Here is a 22,448-nt window from a genome sequence, read left to right on the forward strand (position 1 = left end):
AGTGGCCGGGCTCAGGCAGCCATGTATCGCCCCGGTCGATGGTTGATCGCCAGGGTCAGGTTCAGCGTCGCCGCACCAAGCAGCGAGACAAGGATTCGCTCGAACGGCAGCATGGCCAGTGAAGCACCGATGATCGCCAGGTCGATCGCCAACTGGATGTAGCCCGCGCGCCAGCCGAAACGTTCCTGCAACCAGTGAACGACGATGTTGAGCCCACCGAGGCTGGCCTGATGACGGAAGAGGATGATCATCGCGATGCCGGCCAGCAGGCCGCCCATGACCGCAGCGTAGAGCGGATCGACGCCGGCGAGGCCGACGTAGCGCGGCAGCAGATCGGTGGCCACAGACAGCAGGGCGATCGCGCACAGGGTCTTGATGGCGAAGGCATGGCCGACACGGAACCAGGCGAGCGCCATGAACGGCACATTGATCGCCAGGAACAGGGTGCCCAGGTTGAGGCCGCTGGCGTAATGGGCAAGAAAGGCGAGTCCGACCGTGCCACCGGTGATCAGCCCGGCCTGCTTGAGCAGGCCGAGGCCAAGCGAACCGACGAGGGCTGCCGCCACCAGCGCCTGCACGTCTTCCAGCAGGCTGTGGCGAGGCGTCGAAGTCGTCGGCGGCGACTGCACCGTCGGCTGGCCTTTCACCGCACGCGTCGCCGTGACAGGTCGAGCCGCACGCCACCGGCCTCGCTCGCGGGATAGGTGGCGGCGTAGCGATAACGGCGCTGCAGCGCGGTCGACGACCACATCTCGTTGAACTCGCTGCGATAGTTGAAGTGTAGACGGACGTCGCCGCCGCCGTCACGCAACACGCGCGCAATCGCCTCGCCGTCGGGATGGCGGAACTGCTTGCCGTTGCTCGACACCAGCCAGTCGCGGCAGTGCAGGGCGCGCACCAGTTCGCTGCTGGTGTTGCCACGGCTGCCATGATGCGACAGCTTGCAGGCGTCGACGGCCAGGCGGCCACCGCCGTTGCCGGGCAGCCGCGCCAGCGAAGCGAGCAGCACTTCGGCGAAGGCATCGCCGGTGAGCAGCGCGCGGCGCCCGCCGTACTCCGCCAGCAGGGCGATGCTCGAACCGTTCGGGCGTGCGCGATCGGCCTTGTACGGCCGCGCCGCGAGTTGCTCCGGATCCGGGTCGCCGAGCAGATCGTCTTCCTCCGGCGCGGCATCATCCTCCTCGAGACGACTGGCGTCGTCGGCAGTGGCAACGCCGGGGACGATTCCCGCCTTGCGACACGCGGCCTCCCAGGCCGGCCGGAGCGCGTCGAGCTGCTCCTGGTACGGCGACAGCAGGGTCAGCCGCATGCCGCTCGGCAGGCTCAGCTGCGGCAGCGGTCCGGTTTTCGGCACCAGCAGCGCGCCGCCATGCACTGCCGCATTCCAGCGCTGGCGACCGTGGGCGACGATCAGGTCGCTCAACTCCTCGCCCTGCAGCGGCCCGAGTGTGTCGTCTGCGGCAGCCGGGACGACGCCGCCCGGGCTGAGGTGCATGTAGCCGTTGAACCATATCTCGCCGAAGCTGACACCGAGACTGGCACTGTCGCGCAGCAGCGCGAGCGCGCCACCGATGTGGTCGAGGTCGACGTGCGTCACCAGCAGCAGTTCGAAGTGACGCTGGCCCTCCGGCAACGCCAGGATGCGCTCGCGGATGCGCGGGTAGACGGCCGCCGTGCCACAGTCGATCAGCAGGCGACTGATCCGCCGCCCTTGCCCGTACTCGAGCCAGATGGCGTCGCCGTACTCGGCCGGCAACAGGTCGATGCGATACATGTCGTCACTCCTCGTCGGCGCTCGTGGCGCCGCTTCACAACCGCCAGCCGACGTCGCCGTAGGCGGTCAGGCTCAGGGCAAAGCCGTCACCAGCGGCGAGCAGGCGCCGCCGCGTGGCGAGAAAGACCTCGCCGAAACTCTCCTCGCCGCCGGCCGCCGCCTGCAGCGCCGCCAGCAGTTCGGCGACGAAGGCGACGGCGCGCCGGCCGCGGATCGTCGCCAGCGTGCCGATCACCAGCGCGGCGCGCTCGCGCTTGAACGCCTCGACGAAGTTGAGGAAAGGCACCTCGCTGAGTTGCGTGCTGCAGCCGAGCAGCAGCACCACCGGCGCCGCCGCGGCCGGCCCGGCAACGTACGAGCTCTCGAGTTCGGGACGGGTCAGCAGCACACCGCCGATCTCCAGCCCGCTGATCCCGGGATGCGCCGGATCCTCCTGCGAATGCGGCAACAGCAGGAGCAGCGACGGCGAATCCGCGGCCACCGCCTGCTCCCACTCGGCCCAGTCGCGCACCGTCCGCGCGCTCGTCGCGGCCTGGCGCACGGCGTCGAGGATGCCGCCGGGGTCGGCGAGATCCTGCGCCCGCACGCGCTTGCTGGCGCCGACGAGCACCGAGCGCAGGACATCGAGGCGATCGGCAGCGGGTTGCGGCAGGCTGATCGTGTAGTCCGCTCCGCTCGCCGCCGCCATTTCCGGCTGCCGCTCGATGACGCAGTTCAGCCCCCAGAAACGCAACGGACAGTGGACACTGCGATCGTCGCGGTGCACACACTGCTCATGGCTGCCCTCGCCGAGGAGCGCCGCGCGTGCGTTCGGGCAGAGGGTCGCGCCGGCCTGTGGCAGCGGTGCGGCGTAGAGAATCTCGACCGGCAGCCAGGCACCGGCACGCGCTTCGACGATCTGGATGCGCGCCCCCTCGGGCACCCGGCCCTGCAACGGCGCCGGCATCGCCTTGAGGAGCGAACGCCCGTAACGCGCGAGTGCATCGAAGAGCTGCAGCAACGCTGGATCGTCGAGCGAGCCGCGCGCGGCCGTGAAGCTCGCCTCGGCGGAAAGCAGCGCCTTGACCTCGTCGACCAGCCGATCGATGCCGAGCGGCTCGCGGAAGCTGACCTCGCTGCCGACGACGGTGGTGAAGCCCGCCTGGCCACTGGCAGCGTGATTGACGACGATGGCGGCATCGAATGGCGGCGCCGCCGGCGACGGGTCGAAGGACGCCGCCACCCGATTCTCCACCGTCAGCGCCAATCTTCCAGCGGCTCCGGCGAGCGGCGAGGAAAGGATCAGCGTCTGCAGAATCCGGGTCTCATGGACGATCAGGATGCGAGCCCGGTACTCGTCACGCACACCATGCGTGCGGAAGCTCAGGCGACAAGCCTGGCTATCGCCCTCCGCCGGCAGGAACAGGCGCCCTTGCTGCGGCGTGTGCAGGCGGCCGCCGGCGCCTCGTACCAGAGGCACGAAGAAGAGGTCGAGCCAGTGACCGGCGTCCGCTGGCGGCAGACGGCCACTCGGAAAGACTTCCGGGGCGCTGAACACCTGCGCCCGCGGCAGCCCGATGTCGAGATCGATGACGTAAGCCCGGTCAACCGCCAGACGTTCCTCGACGCGCAGCGGTCGGGTGGCGTCGCTGACGTCGATGACGCAGCCGTTGAGCCGCCGCTGCTCGCCGGCCCCGCTCCCGGCATCGCCGCCGCCGTCGCGGGCCGCCGTCGCCCGCCCCGCCAGTTGTCCGCCGCGCGATCCGCCGAGTCGACCCGCGAGCGCACTGCGCAGACGAGCCAGCTCGCTGGCCGCACCGGCATCGTCCGCCCACGAGCTGCGTGCCGTGCTGGCGGCAAGCGACCGTGCCAGCGCCGCCACCGCGTCGCCGAGCGGCTGGCCGCTGCGCTCCACCGACGACCGTGCGGTGGCCCCGCCGACCGACGACTGCCCTGCCGACAGCAGGCGATCGACCTGCCGCGCCAGCCGCTGCGCCACCGCCGACAGGCGAGCCTCGGTTGCCAGCCGGCGGGAGGCGATGAGCAGCGCCGGTTCGCCGCCGGCGTCATCCTGCACTGCCCGCAGCGCCCCCTGCAGCGCGACGTCGAATGGCAGGTCGCGGGCGAGGTGCGCCAGCAGCGATTCGACGTACTCGCCCTGCCGCTCGTGCTCGACCGCAGCAACGCCGGCACCACCCGCCGACACCTCGGCGCACAGGGCAGCGGCAAGCGGCAGGATGCGCTCGCCGTCGGTGCCGGCGCCACCAAGCACCAACACGCTGGCGGCGCGCAATCGTCGCGTCGACTGCAGCACCCGCGCCAGGCCGCGCCGCAGATCCTGCGGCAACAACAGCAACTGGCAATCCTCGCCGGCGGCGACGATGCGCAGCAACTCGGGCCAACGGCTGGCTGCCAGCCCGGCCGCCAGATCCGCGGCGCGCGTGTCGCCGACGATGGCGATGCGCAGCGGCCAGTCCCAGGAGATCGCTCGCGATGGCCCGGCGAAACGCAGGTAGGCCGAACTCGCGACATCGCCGCCATTGCCGAGGAGCAGTCCGAACAACCATGGCAACTCCGGCATCATCGATGAGCGGTCGGCGCCCGACTGCGGCTCGATCTCGAGCCGCAGCAGCGGGCGCCCGCCATTGCCTGCTGGCGGCCGGGACTCGCTGAAGCCCTGCCAGGCAGCGACGAACTCCTCTGCCGGCGGCAGGGCGACGCCACCGTTGGCGATCGCCGACAACACGTCAGCGAGGCGCTCGAGCCGCAGGACGGCGATTTCGCCAACGGCGGCGCCAAGGCTGCGCGCGGTGGCCAGCGGCGGCGCCTGGTCGCGCCCGACACCGAGCAGGGCAGCAGCGGCGACGGCGCGGGCGAACGACTCCTGCGGCAGAGCGGCACCCCAGGCCCCGAACAGCGATCGGCTCATCGTTCTCTCCCGGCCAGCCCTTCGTCATCGCCATGCGGCCGCCATGGCACCGGCAGCCGCGCACCCGCCTGCCGCCGGCACTGGACTGCGCTGACCCCCGGCGGCGGCACGCGGCAGGGCAGATTATGCTGCAAATCGAAGATCGTGCGCACCGGACAACGCCGCGGGCAGCCAGACGTGGCAACGCCGGAAACGAGAAATAGTCCCTGTCGGCGCGGACGCGCCCCTCTCTACTCGTCGCGCTACGCGAAGACCCGGCGCCGCACCGGCCGCAGCCGGGACGGGCCGCAGCGACGGCCAACGACCACGATCACCTTCCTTCATGACCACCAGGCAGACGATGCGCCAGACACACACCGCGGGGCGCCGATGAATCCAAGAGCCAGCGACGGCACGATGGATCTCGCCCATGCCGGCCCGCAGGCCGGCGCAGGAGCCAACTGGCTCGTGCTTGCCGCCTTGCTCGGCGCCGCCCTGGGCATCCGGCTGCTCTTCTACACGGGATTCTTCGGATCGGACGAGGTGACCTACGTCGCCAACGCCTACCGGCTCCTCGACGGCGACTGGCAGGTCTCGAGCTACGTCGGCAGCAACCGCTACGGCATGAACCTGCCGCTCGCCGCGCTGGCCTTCCTCTTCGGCCGCCATGAACTGGTCGCCAATGCCTATCCGCTGCTCTGCTCGCTGGGCGAGGTCGCGCTGGTCTTCCATTTCGGCCGCCAACTGCTCGGCCTGCGCGCCGCCGTCCTCGCCGCGCTGCTGCTCGCCCTGCTGCCGCTGCACGCACACTATGCCGGACGCCTGATGGCCGACGCGCCGCTGGCACTGATGATCACCGCCAGTTTCCTCTTCTTCTGGCACGGCGAGCGCACCCGTGACTGCCGGAGTTTCGTCATCGCCGGCGTGGCGGCGGGATGCAGTTTCTGGATCAAGCCACACGCCATCATCTACCTCGCGGTCTTTGCCGCCTACCCGCTGCTCGTCCGGCGCTGGGACCGGCGCTGGCTGGCGATGGCCGCCGCCTGCGGCCTGATCATCGTGGCCAACTGCCTTCTCTTCCGCTTCCTCAGCGGCGACTTCTTCTTCCTCGTCGAAGCGATGCGCGCCCGCCACACGAGCGTCGACCGGGCAGCGGCCGCCGCCGCCGATCCGTTCCATGTCTCCGCCGGCTACTACCTCGTCTATCTCCTCGGCCGCGTCTATCACACCTGGATCGTCTTCCACCTGGCTCTGGCGGCGATCGTGCTCTGGTGGTTGCGCCGCCGGCGGCAAGCGGGCGGCGACGACGACGCGATGCTTTTCCTCGTCTGGTGGGCAGCCGGGCTGCTGATCGTCTTTTCGCTCTTCGTCGCCTCGTGGCAACCGCTCGTCCTGATCCCGAAACAGACGAACTACATGCTGATGTTCGTCGCGCCGCTGGCGCTCCTCGCCGGCCACGCACTGGCCCGTGCCCGCGGTCGGGCGTTCATCGTCCTGCTGCTGCTCGTCGCCGCACCAGCGCTGTTGCTGACCGCAATGCAACAGAGTCTGATCCACGTCTTCACCGCGAACAGCAAGGCGGCCGTCGACTTCGCCCGGGCACACGCCGATGCCGAGGTCTACGGCAGCACCAATGCCGTTCGCGCGGCGCATTTCGCGCGCCTCGTACAGCCGCACGCGACGCTCGTCGAGATCCATCCGCTTGCCGATCTGCTCGCCGTCACCGGCGGCGACCGCGAGCAGGCCGCAACGAAGCCGGCCGCCGCCCGCTACGCGGTGATCGACACCGAGACGCTGAGCTGGGCCGTCGACGAGCCGCTGCGCGACATCAGCCAGGTCCCCGCATGCTGGACGCGCGAAGGCGTCCTGCAACCCTCGGCATACGGCTTCGGCGCCTGGCTCCTGCGGCAGTTCGCCGCCGGCGCGACGCTGCTGCCGGAGACGCTGGCGGGGCGTGCCGGACAGGCGCTGCGCCCGCTGGCACAGCCACGGCCGGCCTACGTCTACCGCATTCCGGAGCAGGGATGCGGCTGAGATGAGCACCACCGCAGCCGCCGAGACGAGCGGCCCAGCCATGCCTGACGCGTCACCACCTTCGGTCTCGGTCGTCGTTCCGGTCTTTGGCAGCGGGGCCAACCTGCGCGAACTCGTCAGCCGGGTACAGGCCGCCCTGTCGCCGCTGGTCTGCGACCTCGAGGTGCTCCTGGTCAACGACGGCAGCGGGCGCGGCAGCTGGCAACTCATCGAGGCGCTGGCGCGCTGCGAACCGCAGGTGCGTGGCCTCGACCTGATGCACAACTACGGGCAGCACAATGCGCTGCTGGCCGGCATCACGCGGGCAAGGAATTCGATCATCGTCACCATGGACGACGACCTGCAACACCCGCCCGAGGAACTGCCGAAACTGCTGGCGGCGATCGCTGCCGGCAACGATGTCGCTTACGGCAAGGCGCAGCGGCGTGAGCATTCGCCGTGGCGCAACCTCGCCTCGCGCCTCACCAAGCGCGCCATGCGGCTCGCGCTTGGTGCAGAGATGGCGGAACGGAGCAGCGCCTTCCGCATGTTCCGCGCCGAACTCAAGGAAGGATTCGCCGGCTTTCGCGATCCGCAGGTGTCGATCGACGTCCTCCTTTCCTGGAGCGCCGACCGGGTGGCCTGCGTCGCCGTCGATCATCATCCGCGGCGGCAGGGGCGCTCGGGGTACGACCTGGGCAAGCTGCTGACGATCACCCTCGGCATGCTCACCGGCTATTCGGCGCTGCCGCTGCGCTTGGCCAGTGGCCTCGGGCTGCTGTCGGCCGCGCTGGGCATCGGGCTGCTCCTCTGGCTGCTACCCGGGATGCTGCTGGCGGACGGCCAGACGCCCGGCCTGGCGTTGCTCGCCGCGCTGATCACGCTCTTCGCCGGGCTGTAACTGCTGGCCATCGGCGTCGTTGGCGAGTACCTCGGCCGCATGCATTTCCGCACGCTGGGCAAACCGGCCTTCGTCATCCGCACGGACACGGGCAGCAGGCCACCACTGGAGAAGAAGCAACCATGAGGAAAGCCCTCATCCTCGGCACCGGCGCCGCGCAGGTCGATGCCATCCGCCATCTCAGGGACTCCGGCTGGTGGGTGGTCGCCTGCAGCTACCTGTGCGAGGGCCCGGGGCTGGGGCTCGCGCACGAGTTCCGGCAGATCAACATCACCGACGTCGTGGGGCTCGAGGATCTGGCGCGCAGTGAAGGCGTCGAAATCGTCTATTCGGTGGGCTCCGACCTCGCCATGCCGGCCGTCGCGCGGGTTGCCGGTGCCCTCGGACTGCGGTGCTTCGTCTCGCCCGAGCTTGCCGACCTGACACAGAACAAGGTCAGCCTGCGCGACTACCTGCGCTGCCGCAACATCAGCCCGGTCAACTACCGGCAGCTGCGACGGCCCGCCGACACCGCTGCCTGGGACCACTTCCCGGCGATCGTCAAGCCAGCCGACAGCCAGGGGCAGCGCGGCGTCTGCCGGGCCGACTCGATGCCTGAACTCCTGGCGTGCCTGGAGCCGGCGCTGGCTGCATCGCGCAGCGCCACTGCCATCGTCGAGGAGCTTCTCGACGGCCCCGAGGTCTCGGCCAACGTCTTCGTCGTCGACGGCGGAATCGTCGTCAATGAGCTTTCGGACCGACTGGTGGTCGCCGACTTTCCCGGTGGCATCCCGCGCGGCCACGTGCTGCCGGCGCGGTGCGCCAGCGAGGCGGCACTGGCACAGGCCCGGGTACTCGCCGCAGAGTGCGTCCGCGCGCTGGGAATCGACAACGGCCCGGTCTACCTGCAGATGAAGATGACCCCCAACGGTCCGCGCGTGATCGAGATCACGCCGCGCCTCGACGGCTGCCACATCTGGCGCCTGATCCGCGAGGCGCGCGGCATCGACCTGCTGGCCGGCAGCTTCCAGTTGCTCGCGGGCGAACCATTGCAGGCCCTCGACGGACCACGGCGGACCGACCACGTCAGCCTGCACTTCTTCCAGCAGCCACCCGGCGGGCGCTTCGCGCGCGCCTCCCACCGCCCACCGGCGACGGCGCTCTACAGCGAGTTCTACCTGCAGGACGGCAACCCCGTTACGCCGATCAACGGCCACCTCGAAAAGGTCGGCTACTGCCTGCTGCGGGAACCGGCATGCGCATTGCCCTGACCGGCGCCAGCGGCATGCTCGGGGGGGCGTGTCTGCGCCACCTCGCTGCCCGCGGCGACCAGGTCGTCGCCCTGGGACGGGGCGACGGGGCAGCGCACGCGCCGATGCCGCCCGGCGTTGCCCGACGCACCACCGACTACAGCCTGGCCGATCTGCAGCCGCTCCTGCGCGACGTCGAAGCCGTGATCCACCTGGGCGCACTGCGCGCCAACGCCGAGGCGGATCGCAGCGGCTGCTGGCCCTACTTCGAGGCCAACGTCCGCAGCACGGAGAATCTGCTCATCGCGGCACGGGCAAACCGCGTCCGCAGCTTCTGCCTCGCCTCATCGATCGCCGTCTACGGGCGCGACCACCCCCGACCCTGGCGCGAAAGCGATGTGCCGGCGCCGCAGAGCCCCTACGGCATCAGCAAGCTGGCCTGCGAGCATCTGGTCGCGCTGCACGGCGAGCAGGCGGACATGCGGGTCGTTGCCCTGCGCATGGCACAGATCATCGGTGACGACCGGCGTCGACGACAGGGCATGTTGCTGCAGTTCATCGCCCGCGCCCACCACCAGCAAAGCCTGCCACTGTGGGGCAGCGGCGCCGCCGCACGCGATCTCGTCTACGTCGAGGATGTGGTCAGCGCCGTCGTGCTGGCGCTCGACGACGAGCGCGCCGGTGGCATCTACAACATCGGTGGCGAACGCGCTTTTTCCAACATCGAGGTGGCGCAGACGATCAACGAGGTCTTCGGCAATCCAGCCGGACTGGTGCTCGACGCGACGCGCCCGGACGAGGCAGGCAGCCAGTTCATGAACTGCGAGCGGGCACGACGACAGCTCGGCTGGGAGAGACAGTGGGACCTGCGGGCAGCGCTCGAGGACCTGCGGCGGCAAGGCGCCTGATGCCCGCAGCTGCTACCGCCGCCGGGCGGCGGGCCACTGCACGCGCGTGCCGCCGGACCGACCGGTGAGCAGCCGTCGCCGCCTGCTGCTCTGGCTGCAATTCGGCATTGCCGCCATCGCCCTGGCGGCGGTCGCGGCGCTGGTGGACTGGCCAGCAGCCGCCGGCGTCTGGGCAGCTGCCGACCTCGGCTGGCTGGCTGCAGCCGTTCTCCTGTCGCTCACCAGCTTCGTCCCGGCTGCGCTCCGCTGGAAGCGCCTGCTGGCGGCGGTGCACCTGCAGTACCCGCTCCTGGCCGCCTACCGAACCTACCTCGTCGGCGTCTTCTGCGGCTTGGCGATGCCGGGGGTCATCGCCGGCGACGCTGCTCGCATCCTTCTGTGCAGCCGAGAGACGCGCGCACCACTGGCGCTGGCAACCAGCACGGTGGTCGCCGAACGCGCCCTCGGCGTCGCTGCCCTGCTGTCGATCCTCGCTCTCGGCATCGCCACCGTCGGCGGCAGCACCGCCACCGGAATTCCCCGCTGGCTGCCCGCAGTGGGCGTATTGTTCCTCGCCGCGCTCCTCGCCCTGCCCCGCTGCCTGCGCTGGTTGGACCGCAGCTGGACGGACCCGGCGAGCGCACGCGGTTCAGGTGGGGCGACGCTCCTCGGTCGCCTCCGTGCGACCATCGGCGCGCTGCGTGACATCCGGGTCACCGACCTGTTGCTGGCGCTCGCCCTGTCGATTGGATTCCAGTTGATCGACATCGTCGTCGTCCAGGCGATCGGCCGTGCGCTCGCCATTGATCTTGGCCTACCGACCCTGCTCGTGACGATGCCCCTCGTCTACCTGGCGACGGTGCTGCCCCTGTCACCAGGCGGACTCGGTGTCCGTGAGGGAACGATGGCGTTCGTCCTGGCACAGTCTGGGGTCAGTGCCCCAGCAGCCGCCCTCCTGGCACTGACGGTTTTCCTCAATCGCGTCCTCGTCGGCGCTGTCGGTGGCCTCGCCTACCTCGCCGGTGGCCGCATACGGCCGGACGACTGCGGTGACACCTCGTCCGGCACTGCCGCCGAAGCTGTGGTCGGCCAGAGAAATCCGCCGGGCGGGCACAACAATCAGACAGCCGGCCGTTCTGCCGACTGATCCGGCGGCGGCCGGCTGGTGATGGCCGCGAGTGGCATCAGATGTCAATTGGCCGAAAGCGGACTGCCGTTTGCATGGACTCGTCGTTCCCGGCAACCGAAGCGCGACCCGGAAACCATGGGTCATCTGGACTCCCCGCGGATCAGCCCGGCGAATTTGCCGCTCTTCCTTGTCACAGCGCGACGGCGGCGCGCGTGCACTGGTCGATGGCGCGCATGGCGTCAAGCCGGCGGCAACTCCGGCCCCGCCGATCGGGAGGGATGGAAATTTCAATGCCCACTGGAAAGTCTCTCGTCCGTTCCCTTCAGTGCCCACCGTGAATTTCGTGCCCAAGCTTTGCGATCGGTCCCGAAATCCCGCCCGTTCATTCCCTTTATCGACGCCAGCAATCAACCGGGCGACGGCCGGCCGGCGCCCGGTTGACTACAGCAGCGAGTCGCCTCCGAGGTGCGGCGGTTCCGGTTTTTCGGACAGTTGGATCAGCTAAGGCCGACGGAACGGAGAAGGCATGAAAGATGGGCGTGAAACGCAAGCAACACGGTGCGCAATTCAAGGCGCAAGTCGCCATGGCGGCGCTGTCAGGGGAGAAGACGCTGGCCGAGCTGTCGGCGGAACACGGGGTGCATCCGACGATGATCGCACCTGGAAGCAGGAATTGGTGAAGCGGGCTGGGGGGTTGTTCGAGCGCGGCGGCAAGACGGCCGCCGATCCGCAGAAGACCATCGACCGGCTGCACCAGAAGATTGGGCAACTGCAGGTCGAACGGGATTTCTTGGCGGGACAGCCCGCCATTGCCCGGCTGCTGAAAGGCGGGCAATGATCAAGCCGAACGCGGAGCTGTCCCTTCAACGGCAAAGCCAGCTGCTGGGTATGTCGCGCAGCAGCCTGAGGTGATCGCGGCGCGCTACGCGAGAGGCAGCCTGATCGTCACCCGCAACCTGCCCTTCGGCCAGCGCGATGCGACCTTCGCCCAAGAGGCGATGCTGACGGCCGCACGACTGGATCGCCTGCTGCATGACGCGCCCAGCGTCGCGATCGCCGGCAGGAGTTGCCGGCTCAAGCATCAGCGCCAGGCCGGCAGGGTTCGGGCCACGAAAGGAGCGGTGACGGCGGCTGTCCGAGTACGTGCGGGTCCGCCCCTCCGTTCGGGCCCACGGCCCTTCCTGCCGGACGGAACCCGCGCAGCGTTGCAGCGTTGGAGGGGTATCAGGATTCAATCGGTGGCGAGCGAAACGGTGTGTCGGTTTTCAATCGGCGTCGACCTCCCGATACAGGGCCTCGATGCCCATCCGCGTTGCCAGGGTGCCGATGTACCTGCGGCCGGCCTTGAAGCCCTCGTGTGCAGCAAGTCGCGCCACATGCGGGCACTGCGACCAAGGGCAGAAAATGTTGCAGCGCAGCTTGCCAGACCTGAAATGAACCTGTATGGTCGCGCCCTGCAGTTTATATCGTATACGATATTCGGGACCCTGACCCTTGCCCATGTCTTCAGCCCTTGACCTCGTCGCTGCGCAGAAAGTGCCTCGTCTGAGCGCGTCGGATCATGTCGCGCAGACGCTGAAGAAGGCGATCGTCGATGGCCTGCTGCCGGCCGGCGAACTGCTGCGACAGGACGAGATCGCCACCCACTTCCACGTCAGCAAGATTCCCGTTCGCGAGGCGCTGAAACACCTCGAGGCCAAGGGTCTGGTCACTTTCCAGCGCAACCGCGGCGTCGTCGTGGCCTCGCTCTCGGCTGCCGAGATCAGCGAATACATGGAGATCCGTGCGCTGCTCGAAGCCCGCGCGGCACGACTGGCGGCGCCACTGATCAGCGAGCCGACGATCGACGAGGCGCGGCAGCATCTCGACGAATTTTCGCGCACCAACGACAGCCGCCGCTGGGGCGAGCTCAACTGGCTGTTCCACTCGACGCTCTACGCGGCCGCCGCACGCCCGATCCTGCTCGGCGAGATCCGCTCGCTGTACAACCGGGTCGAGCGCTACGTGCGCGCCCTGCTGTCGGTCACCAGCGAAATGCCGAAGGCCGGGCAGGAACACGCCGGGATCCTCGACGCGTTTGTCCGCCGGGACGCCGACGCGGCGGCAGAACTCACTCGGGCACATGTGCTCGATGCGGGTGTTTCACTCGTCACCTATCTCAACGACCACCGCAACCAAGGAGGACACAGATGAAGAAGCAAATCCTCGCAGCCAGCTTCGGGCTGCTTTCGCTCGCCGCCGGAAGCGTCTACGCCGACATCGTCGTCGCCATCGCCGGCCCGATGACCGGCCAGTACGCATCGGCCGGCGACCAGATCCGCAAGGGTGCGGAAATGGCGATTGCCGACATCAACGCCAAGGGCGGCGTCCTCGGGCAGAAACTGAAACTCGAGGTTGGCGACGATGCCTGCGACCCGAAACAGGCGGTCTCGGTGGCCAACACGATGGTCAACAAGAAGATCAGCTTCATGCATGGCCACTGGTGTTCGAGCTCGACGATCCCCGCTTCCGACGTCTACAACGAGGCGCAGATCCCGATGGCGACCGTATCGACCAATCCGCAGGTGACCGAGCGCGGACTGAAGAACATCTTCCGCATCATGGGCCGCGATGACCAGCAGGGACTGGTGGCCGGCACCTTCCTCGCCGAGAACTTCAAGGGCCAGAAGATCGCCGTCGTCGACGACAAGAGCGCCTACGGCAAGGGCCTCGCCGACGAGATCGCCAAGGCGATGGAAGCCAAGGGCGTCAAGCCGGCATTGCGCGAGTCGATCACCGCCGGCGAGAAGGACTACTCCGGCCTGGTCAGCAAGCTCAAGGCGGCCGGTGTCAGCGTCATGGCATTCGGTGGCTACCACACGGAAGTGGCGCTGATCCTGCGGCAGGCGCAGCAGGCTGGGCTGAAGTTGACGGTCATGGGCGGCGACACGATGACCAACTCGGAACTCGTGACCGCTGCCGGCCCGACCGCGGACAACGTCCTCTTCACCTTCGCGCCCGATCCGCGCAAGAACCCCGCCGCCGCCGGCGTGGTGAAGAAGTTCCGCGACGCGAAGGTCGAACCCGAGGGCTACGTCATGTACGCCTACGCCGCCATGCAGCTGTTCGCCGAAGCGGCCACCAAGGCCAAGAGCACCAAATACGCCGACATGGAGAAGGCGCTGCGTGAAGGCAGTTTCGACACCGTCATCGGCAAGCTCAGCTTCGACGGCAAGGGCGACAACAAGCTGCCGGGCTTCATGGTCTACCAGTGGAAAGGTGGCCAGTACGACTACGTCAAGAAGTAAGGCAGTGGACCACCGCCGTGTGTCGCGCCTGGACGGGCATCGCACGGCGGCGCGTGTATCGCCGCTCGGCTGCGCCAGCCTCGTCGCAACAAGGCCGGCGGGCGCGGGCTGCGGGCGGGCAGGCGACGGCGACCACCGGCAGCCCGCGGCACCATGGCCGATCCCGCGCGACGCCCGCTGGCGTCGGCAACTCGACTGGACAGCAGCATGAGCGAAGCCCACACCCCAGCCCGTACCCAACTCCTGCGCCAGCGGCTGCGCGAATACCACCGCATCGACGAAGCACGGGTCGTCGATGAACTCGTCGCGCTCGCCCGCTGCAGCGGCTCCGAGCAGCAGGGAATCCACGCACGGGCAGCACCCTTGGTACAGACGGTGCGCGACAGCCGCCTCAAGACCGGCGGCATCGACGCCTTCCTCGCCACCTACGACCTCTCGTCGCGCGAGGGCGTCGTCCTCATGTGTCTCGCCGAGGCGTTGCTGCGGATTCCCGACGCGGCAACCGTCGATCGCCTGATCCGCGACAAGATCGGCAGCACCGAATGGGAGAGACGGCTCGGCGCCTCGCACAGCACCTTCGTCAATGCCGGCACCTGGGCGTTGATGCTCACCGGCCGCATCGTCAATCTCGACAACCAGGACCGCAATCTCGGCGGCACGCTGAAGCGACTGGTCGCGCGCGCCGGCGAACCGGTGATCCGGCAGGCCGTGATCACCGCCATGCGCATCCTTGGCCGCCAGTTCGTCATGGGGCGCAACATCCACGAGGCGATCGAACGGGCGCGCGCTGCCGAGAAGGCCGGCTACCGCCATTCCTACGACATGCTCGGCGAAGCGGCGCGCAGCAGCGCCGACGCGCTGCGCTACTTTGAATCCTACAGCGACGCGATCGCCGCCATCGGCGACGCCGCGGCCGGCCGGCCGGCCTTCGAGGCGCCGTCGATCTCCATCAAGCTGTCGGCACTGCACCCACGGTACGAGGTCGCCAACGAGCAGCGAGTGCGGCACGAGTTGCTGCCGGCGGTCAAGGAACTCGCCGTGCGCGCCAAGGTGCGCAACATCGGCTTCACGATCGACGCCGAGGAAGCCGATCGACTCGAACTCTCGCTCGACCTCATCGAGGCGCTGGCGCTGGACTCCGAACTCGCCGGCTGGAACGGCCTCGGGCTCGCCGTCCAGGCCTACCAGAAGCGCGCCATGCCCGTGCTCGACTGGCTCGCCGACCTCGCCCACCGCGGCAGCCGGCGGCTGATGGTCCGCCTGTGCAAGGGCGCCTACTGGGACGCCGAGATCAAGCTGGCGCAGGAACGCGGGTTGAGCGACTACCCGGTGTTCACGCGCAAGGTGTCGAGCGACCTCTCCTACCTCGCCTGTGCGCGGCGGCTGTTTGCCGATCCGCAGGCCTTTTACCCGGCGTTCGCGACGCACAACGCGCACACCCTGGCGGCCGTCGCCGAACTGGCGATCAGCGCCGGCGGCAGCGACGAGTGGGAGTACCAGCGCCTGCACGGCATGGGCGAGGAGCTCTACGACCAGATCGTCGGCGACGACAAATGGGGGCGCGCCTGCCGCGTCTACGCGCCGGTCGGCAGTCATGAGGACCTGCTGGCGTACCTCGTTCGCCGCCTGCTCGAGAACGGCGCCAACTCGTCTTTCGTCAATCGCATCGCCGATGCCGATCTGCCGATCGATACGCTGATCGCCGACCCGGTCGACAAGGCCGCCGCCCTTACCGACAAGCGCCAGACACGGATTCCCCTGCCGCGCGACCTCTTTGGTGCCGAGCGCGCCAACAGCGAAGGACTGGACATGAACGACAAGACGACCCTCGAAGACCTGCGGCACGCGATCGAACACAGCACGCGCGTCAGCTATGTGGCGGCGCCGCTGATCGGCGGCCGCGCGCGTGCCGGCACCAGCCGAGCGGTGCGTTCACCGGCCGATCAGCGCGACATCGTCGGCCTGGTGATCGAGGCAAGCGTAGACGACGCCAGCCAGGCGCTGGCCACGGCGCAGCAGGCCTTCCCGGCCTGGGAAGCGACGCCGGCCAGCGAACGCGCGGCGGCACTGATGCGCGCCGCCGACCTGATGCAGGGACGCCTGCCCGAACTCGTCGCGCTGCTCGTCCGCGAAGGCGGCCGCACGCAGGCCGACGCCGTCTCCGAGGTGCGCGAGGCGATCGACTTCTGCCGCTATTACGCCGCGCAGGCGAAGGAAAAGTTCTCCGCTCCCATCCTGCTGCCGGGCCCGACCGGTGAACGCAACAGCCTGTCGCTGCACGGCCGCGGCGTCTTCGTCTGCATCAGCCCGTGGAATTTCCCGCTCGCCATCTTCGTCGGCCAGGTCGCGGCAGCGCTCGCCGCCGGCAACTGCGTCGTCGCCAAGCCGGCGGAGCAGACGCCGCTGGTCGCGGCACTGGCGGTCGAACTGCTGCACAGTGCCGGCATCCCGGCGGCGGCGCTCGCTTTCCTGCCCGGTGACGGGCGCATCGGCGCGGCGCTGGTCGGCGGCCGCGAGTGCGCCGGCGTCGCCTTCACCGGCTCGACCGAGGTGGCGCGGTTGATCGCCCGCACGCTCGCCGCCAAGGAGGGGCCACTGCTGCCGCTGATCGCCGAGACCGGCGGCCAGAACGCGCTGATCGCCGATTCCTCGGCGCTGCCGGAGCAGGTCGTGCGCGACGTCGTCGCCTCGGCGTTCAACTCCGCCGGCCAGCGCTGCTCGGCGCTGCGCGTGCTGTTCATCCAGGCCGATATCGCCGACCGGGTCTGCGAGCTGCTCGCCGGCGCCATGCAGGAACTGCGGATCGGCAACCCGGCCGAACTCGAAACCGACGTCGGTCCGGTGATCGACGAAGCGGCGCGACAGGTGCTGCAGGCGCATGCCCGCTGGCTCGACAGCTTCGCGCTGCCGATCCACACCTGCGCCATCGACGAGGAGGCGACGCGGCACGGCAGCTTCTTCGCCCCGCGCGCCTACGAGATCGACAATCTGGGCCGCCTCGAGCGCGAAGTCTTCGGGCCGATCCTGCACGTCATCCGCTGGCGTGCCGACGATCTCGACGCCGTCTGCGCCGCCATCGCCGCCACTGGCTACGGTCTGACCCTGGGCATCCACAGCCGCATCGACGAGACCATCCAGCGCATCACCAGCCGCCTGCACGTCGGCAACACCTACGTCAACCGCAACATCATCGGCGCCGTCGTCGGCGTGCAACCCTTCGGCGGCGAGGGCCTGTCGGGGACCGGCCCGAAGGCCGGCGGCCCGCACTACCTCTACCGCTTCGCCTGCGAGCGCACGCTGAGCGTCGATACCACCGCCGCCGGCGGCAACGCCGGGCTGATGGCGCTCGACGAGGGTGACGGGTGAACACCGCCGCTGCCCTTGCGGGCGAACCGCTCCGGCTTTGTCGCGCGCTGGCGGATAGCGACGCCGGACACCGGATGGCCGCGGTTCGCTGCCCCTGAACGGCGGCGAGATGCCCCCGACGATGGTGCGGCAGCTCCACCACCGGCAGCCACGACAACCAGCGGCGCGCGAGCGCCTGCAACGAGGAGGAGGAAGCTCATGGCTCTGGCCTTGCAACAACTGATCAATGGCCTCACCCTCGGCGCCGTCTATGGCCTGATCGCCATCGGCTACACGATGGTCTACGGCATCATCGGCATGATCAACTTCGCGCACGGCGACATCTACATGGTCAGCGCCTTCATCGCAGTGACCGTGTTCACGCTGCTCGCCGGCTTCGGCATCAGCTCGATCCCGCTCTCGCTGCTGCTCGTGCTGCTCGTCGCCGTCCTGTTCACCTCGGTCTACGGGTGGACCGTCGAGCGCATCGCCTACCGCCCGCTGCGCGGCTCGACGCGGCTGGCGCCATTGATCTCGGCGATCGGCATGTCGATCTTCCTGCAGAACATGGTGCAACTGACGCAGGGCGCGCGCGTCAAGCCGATCGCGCCGGTCCTCGTCGGCGGCATCGACCTGCTGACCATCGACGGCTTCACCGTCCGCCTCGCCTATTCGCAGATCCTCATCGTCATCGTCACCATCGCGCTGATGGCCGCCTTCACCTGGCTGATCGGCAGCACCTCGTTCGGCCGCCAGCAGCGCTCGTGCGAGCAGGACCGGACGATGACCGCGCTGCTCGGGATCAACGTCGACCGCACGATCTCGCTCACCTTCATGCTCGGCGCGGCGCTGGCCGCCGTCGCCGGCGTCATGGTGACGGTGTATTACGGCGTCGTCGATTTCTTCATCGGCTTCGTCGCCGGAATCAAGGCCTTCACCGCCGCCGTCCTCGGTGGCATCGGCTCGCTGCCCGGCGCGATGCTCGGCGGACTGCTGATCGGCCTCATCGAGGCCTTCTGGGCCGCCTACCTGTCGGCCGAATACAAGGACGTGGCGACCTTCAGCATCCTCATCCTGGTGCTCATGTTCCGCCCCTCCGGCCTGCTCGGCCGGCCCGAAGTGGAGAAGGTCTGATGAACACGCTCGTCATTGCCCGCCAGCCGACTTCGCCGGCCGAACGGCTGCGCGACGCCGCCACCACCGCCCTCATCGCGCTGCTCCTGGGCATCCCGATGATCGGCCTGACCACTGTCGACCAGGGCGGCGTGCTGCGCGTCGCCACCCGCTGGCCGACGCTGTTCGCCTTCGTCGCCGTCTGTTTTGCCGGCCGCCTTCTGCTGCGCTACGGCCTCGACCTGCTGCGCGCGCGCCGGCTGGCGCGCGAGACGGCAGCCGAAGCGACCGTCGGTGCACGCCCGGCGGCGGGCGGCGCGCTGCTCAACTGGATCGGCTGGCTGGCGCTTGCGGTCGCGCTGCTGCTGCCGATCGCCTTCGCCGACAACCGCTATGTCGTCGACACGGCGACGACGGTGCTGATCTACGTCATGCTCGGCTGGGGCCTCAACGTCGTCGTCGGTCTCGCCGGCCTGCTCGACCTCGGCTATGTCGCCTTCTACGCCGTCGGCGCCTATACCTACGGCCTGCTGTCGACGCAGCTCGGCTGGGGCTTCTGGCAGTCGCTGCCGGTCGCCGGCGCGATGGCGGCGACCTTCGGCATCCTCCTCGGCTGGCCGACGCTGCGGCTGCGCGGCGATTACCTGGCGATCGTCACCCTCGGCTTCGGCGAGATCATCCGCGTCATCCTCGTCAACTGGACCGAGATGTCCGGCGGCCCGAACGGCATCACCTCGATTCCGCGGCCCTCGTTCTTCGGCCTGCCGTTCAAGCCGCCCGGCGACGCGCCGACCTTCGCCTCGTTCTTCGGCCTCGAGTACTCGCCGAACCAGCGCCTCATCTTCCTCTACTACCTGATCCTCGGTCTCGCGCTGCTCACCAACCTCTTCGTCTCGCGCATGCGCCGATTGCCGGCCGGCCGCGCCTGGGAAGCGATGCGCGAGGACGAGATCGCCTGCAAGGCGATGGGCATCAACGCACGCAACGTCAAGCTCTCGGCCTTCGCCATCGGCGCCATGCTCGGCGGCTTCGCCGGCGTCTTCTTCGCCGCCCGCCAGGGCTTCATCTCGCCGGAGTCCTTCACCTTCAACGAATCGGCGATCATCCTCGCCATCGTCGTCCTTGGCGGCATGGGCAGCCAGCTCGGCGTCGTCCTCGCCTCGCTGGTGCTGGTGCTGCTGCCCGAACTCGGGCGCGACTTCGCCGAGTACCGCATGCTGCTCTTCGGCGCGGCGATGATCCTGATCATGATCTGGAAACCCGGCGGCATCCTCGCGCACCGCGAACCGACGCTGCGCCATCTCGCGCGAGGAGGCGGACGATGACGCCGGCGACCACTCCGCTGCTCCGCGTCGACCGGCTGACGATGCGCTTCGGCGGCCTGCTCGCGATCGACGACCTGTCGCTTGATGTCGGTGCGCGCCGGATCACCGGCGTCATCGGCCCCAACGGCGCCGGCAAGACGACCTTCTTCAACTGCCTCACCGGTTTCTACAAGCCGACGACCGGCAGCGTCCGCCTCAACCATCCGCAACGCGGCAGCATGCGCCTCGAGCAACTGGCCAGCCACGAGGTGGCGCGCAAGGCGCAGGTCGTGCGCACCTTCCAGAACATCCGCCTCTTTCCGCAGATGACGGTGCTCGAGAACCTGATCGTCGCCCAGCACAACATGCTGCAGGGAGCCTCGCGCTTCTCGCTCGCCGGCCTCCTCGGCCTGCCCGGCTACCGGCGCGCCGAACGGGCGGCAATCGACAAGGCGGTCGGCTGGCTGACGCGGCTGCAGCTCATCGACAAGGCCGACTCGCCTGCCGGCGCCCTGCCCTACGGCATGCAGCGACGCATCGAGATCGCCCGCGCGCTCTGCGTCGACCCGCTGCTGCTCTGCCTCGACGAGCCGGCCGCCGGCCTCAATCCGCGCGAGTCGGCGGAACTCAACGTCCTGCTGAAACACCTGGCAACCGACGAAGGCATCGCCATCCTGCTCATCGAGCACGACATGAGCGTCGTCATGAATGTCTCCGACCATATCTGCGTCCTCAACTACGGCCGCAAGATCGCCGAGGGAACGCCGGCGGAAGTGCAGCGCGACCCGAACGTGATCAAGGCCTACCTCGGTGAGGAAGACGCCGACGAGGAACTCGCCGCGGAGGTCCGCCCATGATGCTCGAACTGGCGGGCGTACACGCCCACTATGGCGCCATCCATGCGCTGCACGGGGTCGACCTGTCGGTGCAGGTCGGCGAGGTGGTGACGCTGATCGGCGCCAACGGCGCCGGCAAGTCGACGCTGATGATGAGCATCTTCGGCCAGCCGCGCGCCTCCGGCGGGCGCATCGTCTTCGACGGCGAGGACATCACCCGCCTCGCGACGCACGACATCGCCCGCCGCGGCATCGCGCTGGTGCCCGAAGGGCGACGCATCTTCGCGCGCATGACGGTGCTGGAGAACCTGCAGATGGGCGCCGTACTCGGCGAGGAAGCGAACTTTGCCGTCGACCTGAAGCGCATGTACGCCCTCTTTCCGATCCTCGAGGAACGCAGCCAGCAGCGCGCCGGCACCCTTTCCGGCGGCGAGCAGCAGATGCTGGCGATCGCCCGCGCACTGATGAGCCGGCCGCAGCTGCTGCTGCTCGACGAGCCCTCGCTCGGCCTGGCGCCGCTGTACATCAAGAAGATCTTCCAGATCGTCCGCGAACTCAATCGCGAGCACGGGATGACGATCCTCCTCGTCGAACAGAACGCCCATCACGCGCTGCGCGTCGCGCACCGCGGCTACGTCCTGCAGCACGGGCAGATCATCCTCACCGGGACGGGTCGCGAACTGCTCGAGAATCCGGAGGTGCATGCCGCCTATCTCGAAGGAGGCCATGCCGCCCGAGCCACCTGAGCAGGCGGGCGCGCCGCCCCGCTGGCTGCCGTTCCTGGTTCTCGCCGTCGGCCTGCTGGCGATCTCCTTCGGTGCCATCCTGGCGCGCTTCGCGCAGGCCGAGGGGCTGCCGTCGCTGGCCATCGCGACGCTGCGCCTGGGTCTCGCGGCACTCATCATCACGCCGCTCGCGCTCTGGCAGTCGGCCCGCCCGCTGCGCACGCTGAGCGCGCGGCAGGCCCTGCTCACGGCCGGTGCCGGCTTCTTCCTCGCGCTGCACTTCGCCACCTGGATCAGCTCGCTCGAGTACACCTCGGTGGCGAGCAGCACGGCGCTGGTGACGACCAACCTGTTGTGGATCGGCATCGCTTCGTTCCTGCTCTTCGGCGAGCGGCCGAGCCGGCTGATGAGCGTCGGCATCGCCATCTCGCTCAGCGGCAGCCTGCTGATCTTCTGGAGCGACAGCCGCCACAGCGCCGCCGGCAGCAACCCGCTGCTCGGCAACTTCCTCGCCGTCGCTGGCAGCTGGTGCTTCTCCGCCTACCTGCTGCTCGGCCGCCGGCTGCGCGCCAGCCTGCCACTGCCGGCCTACGTCTGGCTCGCCTACGGCAGCGCCGCCTGCTTTCTCTTCGTCGCCTGCCTGGGCAGCGGCACCCCGCTCAGCGGTTACGGCAGCGCCGCCTGGCTCGTCGCCCTCGGCATGGCGGTCGGCCCGCAACTGCTCGGCCACAGCTCGTACAACTGGTCGCTGAAGCACGTCTCGCCGACCTTCATCGCCGTCGTCACGCTCGGCGAGCCAGTCGGCAGCGCACTCCTCGCCTGGCTGTTCTTCGGTGAAGCGTTCGCCCCGCTGCAGGCGGTCGGCTTCGTCCTCCTGCTCGCCGGCATCTACCTCGCGGCGCGCGGCGAAGGGCACTGAGGGCGGGCTGCTGCCGGTACAACTCTCTCGCGGCAGCGGCTGCAAGCGTGCCACCTCGCTGGCCATTCGCCCGCTTCGACGCCGTTCCGGCCCGATCTG

General features: G+C 69.0%; 18 protein-coding genes and 1 pseudogene. 16 read left to right on the forward strand and 3 right to left on the reverse strand.

Annotated features, from left to right (window positions below; translation table 11 throughout):
- Positions 1-11 precede the first annotated feature (11 nt).
- From V5B60_RS21715 to V5B60_RS21725, 3 genes are read right to left on the reverse strand one after another with little or no spacing between them, the layout of a single operon-like run.
- Positions 12-647 (reverse strand): YitT family protein, encoded by a 636-nt coding sequence (locus tag V5B60_RS21715; protein ID WP_332350206.1) that lies wholly within the window; start codon positions 645-647, stop codon positions 12-14.
- Positions 644-1,774, reverse strand: a complete 1,131-nt coding sequence (locus V5B60_RS21720; protein ID WP_332350208.1) for a ComEC/Rec2 family competence protein — start codon at positions 1,772-1,774, stop codon at positions 644-646. Before V5B60_RS21720 ends, V5B60_RS21715 begins: the two co-directional genes overlap by 4 nt.
- Positions 1,775-1,808: 34 nt before the next feature.
- The gene (locus tag V5B60_RS21725; RefSeq protein WP_332350210.1) at positions 1,809-4,682 is read right to left on the reverse strand and encodes a hypothetical protein; all 2,874 of its coding nucleotides are present in this window, start codon (positions 4,680-4,682) and stop codon (positions 1,809-1,811) included.
- 369 nt (positions 4,683-5,051) lie between these two features.
- On the opposite strand from V5B60_RS21725, the gene V5B60_RS21730 reads away from it, so the two are divergent.
- The 16 genes and pseudogenes from V5B60_RS21730 (at position 5,052) to V5B60_RS21805 (ending at position 22,349) form a co-directional block, all read left to right on the forward strand.
- Complete coding sequence (locus tag V5B60_RS21730) at positions 5,052-6,695, forward strand: ArnT family glycosyltransferase (RefSeq protein WP_332350212.1); 1,644 nt, start codon at positions 5,052-5,054, stop codon at positions 6,693-6,695.
- Between the two features lies 1 nt (position 6,696).
- On the forward strand, positions 6,697-7,575 hold the full coding sequence (locus V5B60_RS21735; protein WP_332350214.1) for a glycosyltransferase family 2 protein: 879 nt from the start codon (positions 6,697-6,699) through the stop codon (positions 7,573-7,575).
- 122 nt (positions 7,576-7,697) lie between these two features.
- On the forward strand, positions 7,698-8,825 hold the full coding sequence (locus tag V5B60_RS21740) for an ATP-grasp domain-containing protein (RefSeq protein ID WP_332350216.1): 1,128 nt from the start codon (positions 7,698-7,700) through the stop codon (positions 8,823-8,825).
- On the forward strand, positions 8,810-9,712 hold the full coding sequence (locus tag V5B60_RS21745; RefSeq protein WP_332350218.1) for an NAD-dependent epimerase/dehydratase family protein: 903 nt from the start codon (positions 8,810-8,812) through the stop codon (positions 9,710-9,712). Before V5B60_RS21740 ends, V5B60_RS21745 begins: the two co-directional genes overlap by 16 nt.
- Positions 9,713-9,776: 64 nt before the next feature.
- Positions 9,777-10,838, forward strand: coding sequence for a lysylphosphatidylglycerol synthase transmembrane domain-containing protein (locus tag V5B60_RS21750; protein ID WP_332350220.1), 1,062 nt, complete (start codon positions 9,777-9,779; stop codon positions 10,836-10,838).
- A gap of 521 nt (positions 10,839-11,359) precedes the next feature.
- Positions 11,360-11,500 carry a hypothetical protein gene (locus tag V5B60_RS21755; protein ID WP_332350223.1) on the forward strand — a complete coding sequence of 47 codons (141 nt, stop codon included), beginning with the start codon at positions 11,360-11,362 and terminating at the stop codon, positions 11,498-11,500.
- A 14-nt stretch (positions 11,501-11,514) separates the two neighbouring features.
- Positions 11,515-11,658 carry a hypothetical protein gene (locus V5B60_RS21760; protein WP_332350225.1) on the forward strand — a complete coding sequence of 48 codons (144 nt, stop codon included), beginning with the start codon at positions 11,515-11,517 and terminating at the stop codon, positions 11,656-11,658.
- A gap of 67 nt (positions 11,659-11,725) precedes the next feature.
- Positions 11,726-11,932, forward strand: a pseudogene (locus tag V5B60_RS21765) (ATP-binding protein); the annotation flags it as partial.
- 388 nt (positions 11,933-12,320) lie between these two features.
- On the forward strand, positions 12,321-13,013 hold the full coding sequence (locus V5B60_RS21770) for a GntR family transcriptional regulator (RefSeq protein WP_332350227.1): 693 nt from the start codon (positions 12,321-12,323) through the stop codon (positions 13,011-13,013).
- Positions 13,010-14,107 carry a branched-chain amino acid ABC transporter substrate-binding protein gene (locus tag V5B60_RS21775; protein WP_332350229.1) on the forward strand — a complete coding sequence of 366 codons (1,098 nt, stop codon included), beginning with the start codon at positions 13,010-13,012 and terminating at the stop codon, positions 14,105-14,107. Before V5B60_RS21770 ends, V5B60_RS21775 begins: the two co-directional genes overlap by 4 nt.
- Before the next feature lie 153 nt (positions 14,108-14,260).
- Positions 14,261-17,473 (forward strand): bifunctional proline dehydrogenase/L-glutamate gamma-semialdehyde dehydrogenase PutA, encoded by a 3,213-nt coding sequence (putA, locus tag V5B60_RS21780; RefSeq protein WP_434735349.1) that lies wholly within the window; start codon positions 14,261-14,263, stop codon positions 17,471-17,473.
- A 198-nt stretch (positions 17,474-17,671) separates the two neighbouring features.
- Positions 17,672-18,586, forward strand: a complete 915-nt coding sequence (locus V5B60_RS21785) for an ABC transporter permease subunit (RefSeq protein ID WP_287698637.1) — start codon at positions 17,672-17,674, stop codon at positions 18,584-18,586.
- Positions 18,586-19,890: a high-affinity branched-chain amino acid ABC transporter permease LivM gene (livM, locus tag V5B60_RS21790; protein ID WP_332350235.1), complete on the forward strand. Its 1,305-nt coding sequence runs from the start codon at positions 18,586-18,588 to the stop codon at positions 19,888-19,890. Before V5B60_RS21785 ends, livM begins: the two co-directional genes overlap by 1 nt.
- Positions 19,887-20,726: an ABC transporter ATP-binding protein gene (locus V5B60_RS21795; RefSeq protein WP_332350237.1), complete on the forward strand. Its 840-nt coding sequence runs from the start codon at positions 19,887-19,889 to the stop codon at positions 20,724-20,726. Before livM ends, V5B60_RS21795 begins: the two co-directional genes overlap by 4 nt.
- The gene (locus V5B60_RS21800) at positions 20,726-21,451 is read left to right on the forward strand and encodes an ABC transporter ATP-binding protein (protein WP_324602213.1); all 726 of its coding nucleotides are present in this window, start codon (positions 20,726-20,728) and stop codon (positions 21,449-21,451) included. The genes V5B60_RS21795 and V5B60_RS21800 overlap by 1 nt, the downstream gene beginning before the upstream one ends.
- Complete coding sequence (locus V5B60_RS21805; RefSeq protein WP_332350239.1) at positions 21,408-22,349, forward strand: DMT family transporter; 942 nt, start codon at positions 21,408-21,410, stop codon at positions 22,347-22,349. The genes V5B60_RS21800 and V5B60_RS21805 overlap by 44 nt, the downstream gene beginning before the upstream one ends.
- Positions 22,350-22,448: the final 99 nt, after the last annotated feature.

The organism is Accumulibacter sp. (assembly GCF_036625195.1).
Taxonomy (GTDB): Bacteria; Pseudomonadota; Gammaproteobacteria; order Burkholderiales; family Rhodocyclaceae; genus Accumulibacter.

What these genes read in the sequence shown, in the direction of transcription:
- V5B60_RS21720 (WP_332350208.1), bottom strand. Translation starts at nt 1,774, where the DNA reads ATGTATCGCATCGACCTGTTGCCGGCCGAGTACGGCGACGCCATCTGG.
- V5B60_RS21725 (WP_332350210.1), bottom strand. Translation starts at nt 4,682, where the DNA reads ATGAGCCGATCGCTGTTCGGGGCCTGGGGTGCCGCTCTGCCGCAGGAG.
- V5B60_RS21730 (WP_332350212.1), top strand. Translation starts at nt 5,052, where the DNA reads ATGAATCCAAGAGCCAGCGACGGCACGATGGATCTCGCCCATGCCGGC.
- V5B60_RS21735 (WP_332350214.1), top strand. Translation starts at nt 6,697, where the DNA reads ATGAGCACCACCGCAGCCGCCGAGACGAGCGGCCCAGCCATGCCTGAC.
- V5B60_RS21740 (WP_332350216.1), top strand. Translation starts at nt 7,698, where the DNA reads ATGAGGAAAGCCCTCATCCTCGGCACCGGCGCCGCGCAGGTCGATGCC.
- V5B60_RS21745 (WP_332350218.1), top strand. Translation starts at nt 8,810, where the DNA reads ATGCGCATTGCCCTGACCGGCGCCAGCGGCATGCTCGGGGGGGCGTGT.
- V5B60_RS21770 (WP_332350227.1), top strand. Translation starts at nt 12,321, where the DNA reads ATGTCTTCAGCCCTTGACCTCGTCGCTGCGCAGAAAGTGCCTCGTCTG.
- V5B60_RS21775 (WP_332350229.1), top strand. Translation starts at nt 13,010, where the DNA reads ATGAAGAAGCAAATCCTCGCAGCCAGCTTCGGGCTGCTTTCGCTCGCC.
- putA (WP_434735349.1), top strand. Translation starts at nt 14,261, where the DNA reads ATGGCCGATCCCGCGCGACGCCCGCTGGCGTCGGCAACTCGACTGGAC.
- V5B60_RS21785 (WP_287698637.1), top strand. Translation starts at nt 17,672, where the DNA reads ATGGCTCTGGCCTTGCAACAACTGATCAATGGCCTCACCCTCGGCGCC.
- livM (WP_332350235.1), top strand. Translation starts at nt 18,586, where the DNA reads ATGAACACGCTCGTCATTGCCCGCCAGCCGACTTCGCCGGCCGAACGG.
- V5B60_RS21795 (WP_332350237.1), top strand. Translation starts at nt 19,887, where the DNA reads ATGACGCCGGCGACCACTCCGCTGCTCCGCGTCGACCGGCTGACGATG.
- V5B60_RS21800 (WP_324602213.1), top strand. Translation starts at nt 20,726, where the DNA reads ATGCTCGAACTGGCGGGCGTACACGCCCACTATGGCGCCATCCATGCG.
- V5B60_RS21805 (WP_332350239.1), top strand. Translation starts at nt 21,408, where the DNA reads ATGCCGCCTATCTCGAAGGAGGCCATGCCGCCCGAGCCACCTGAGCAG.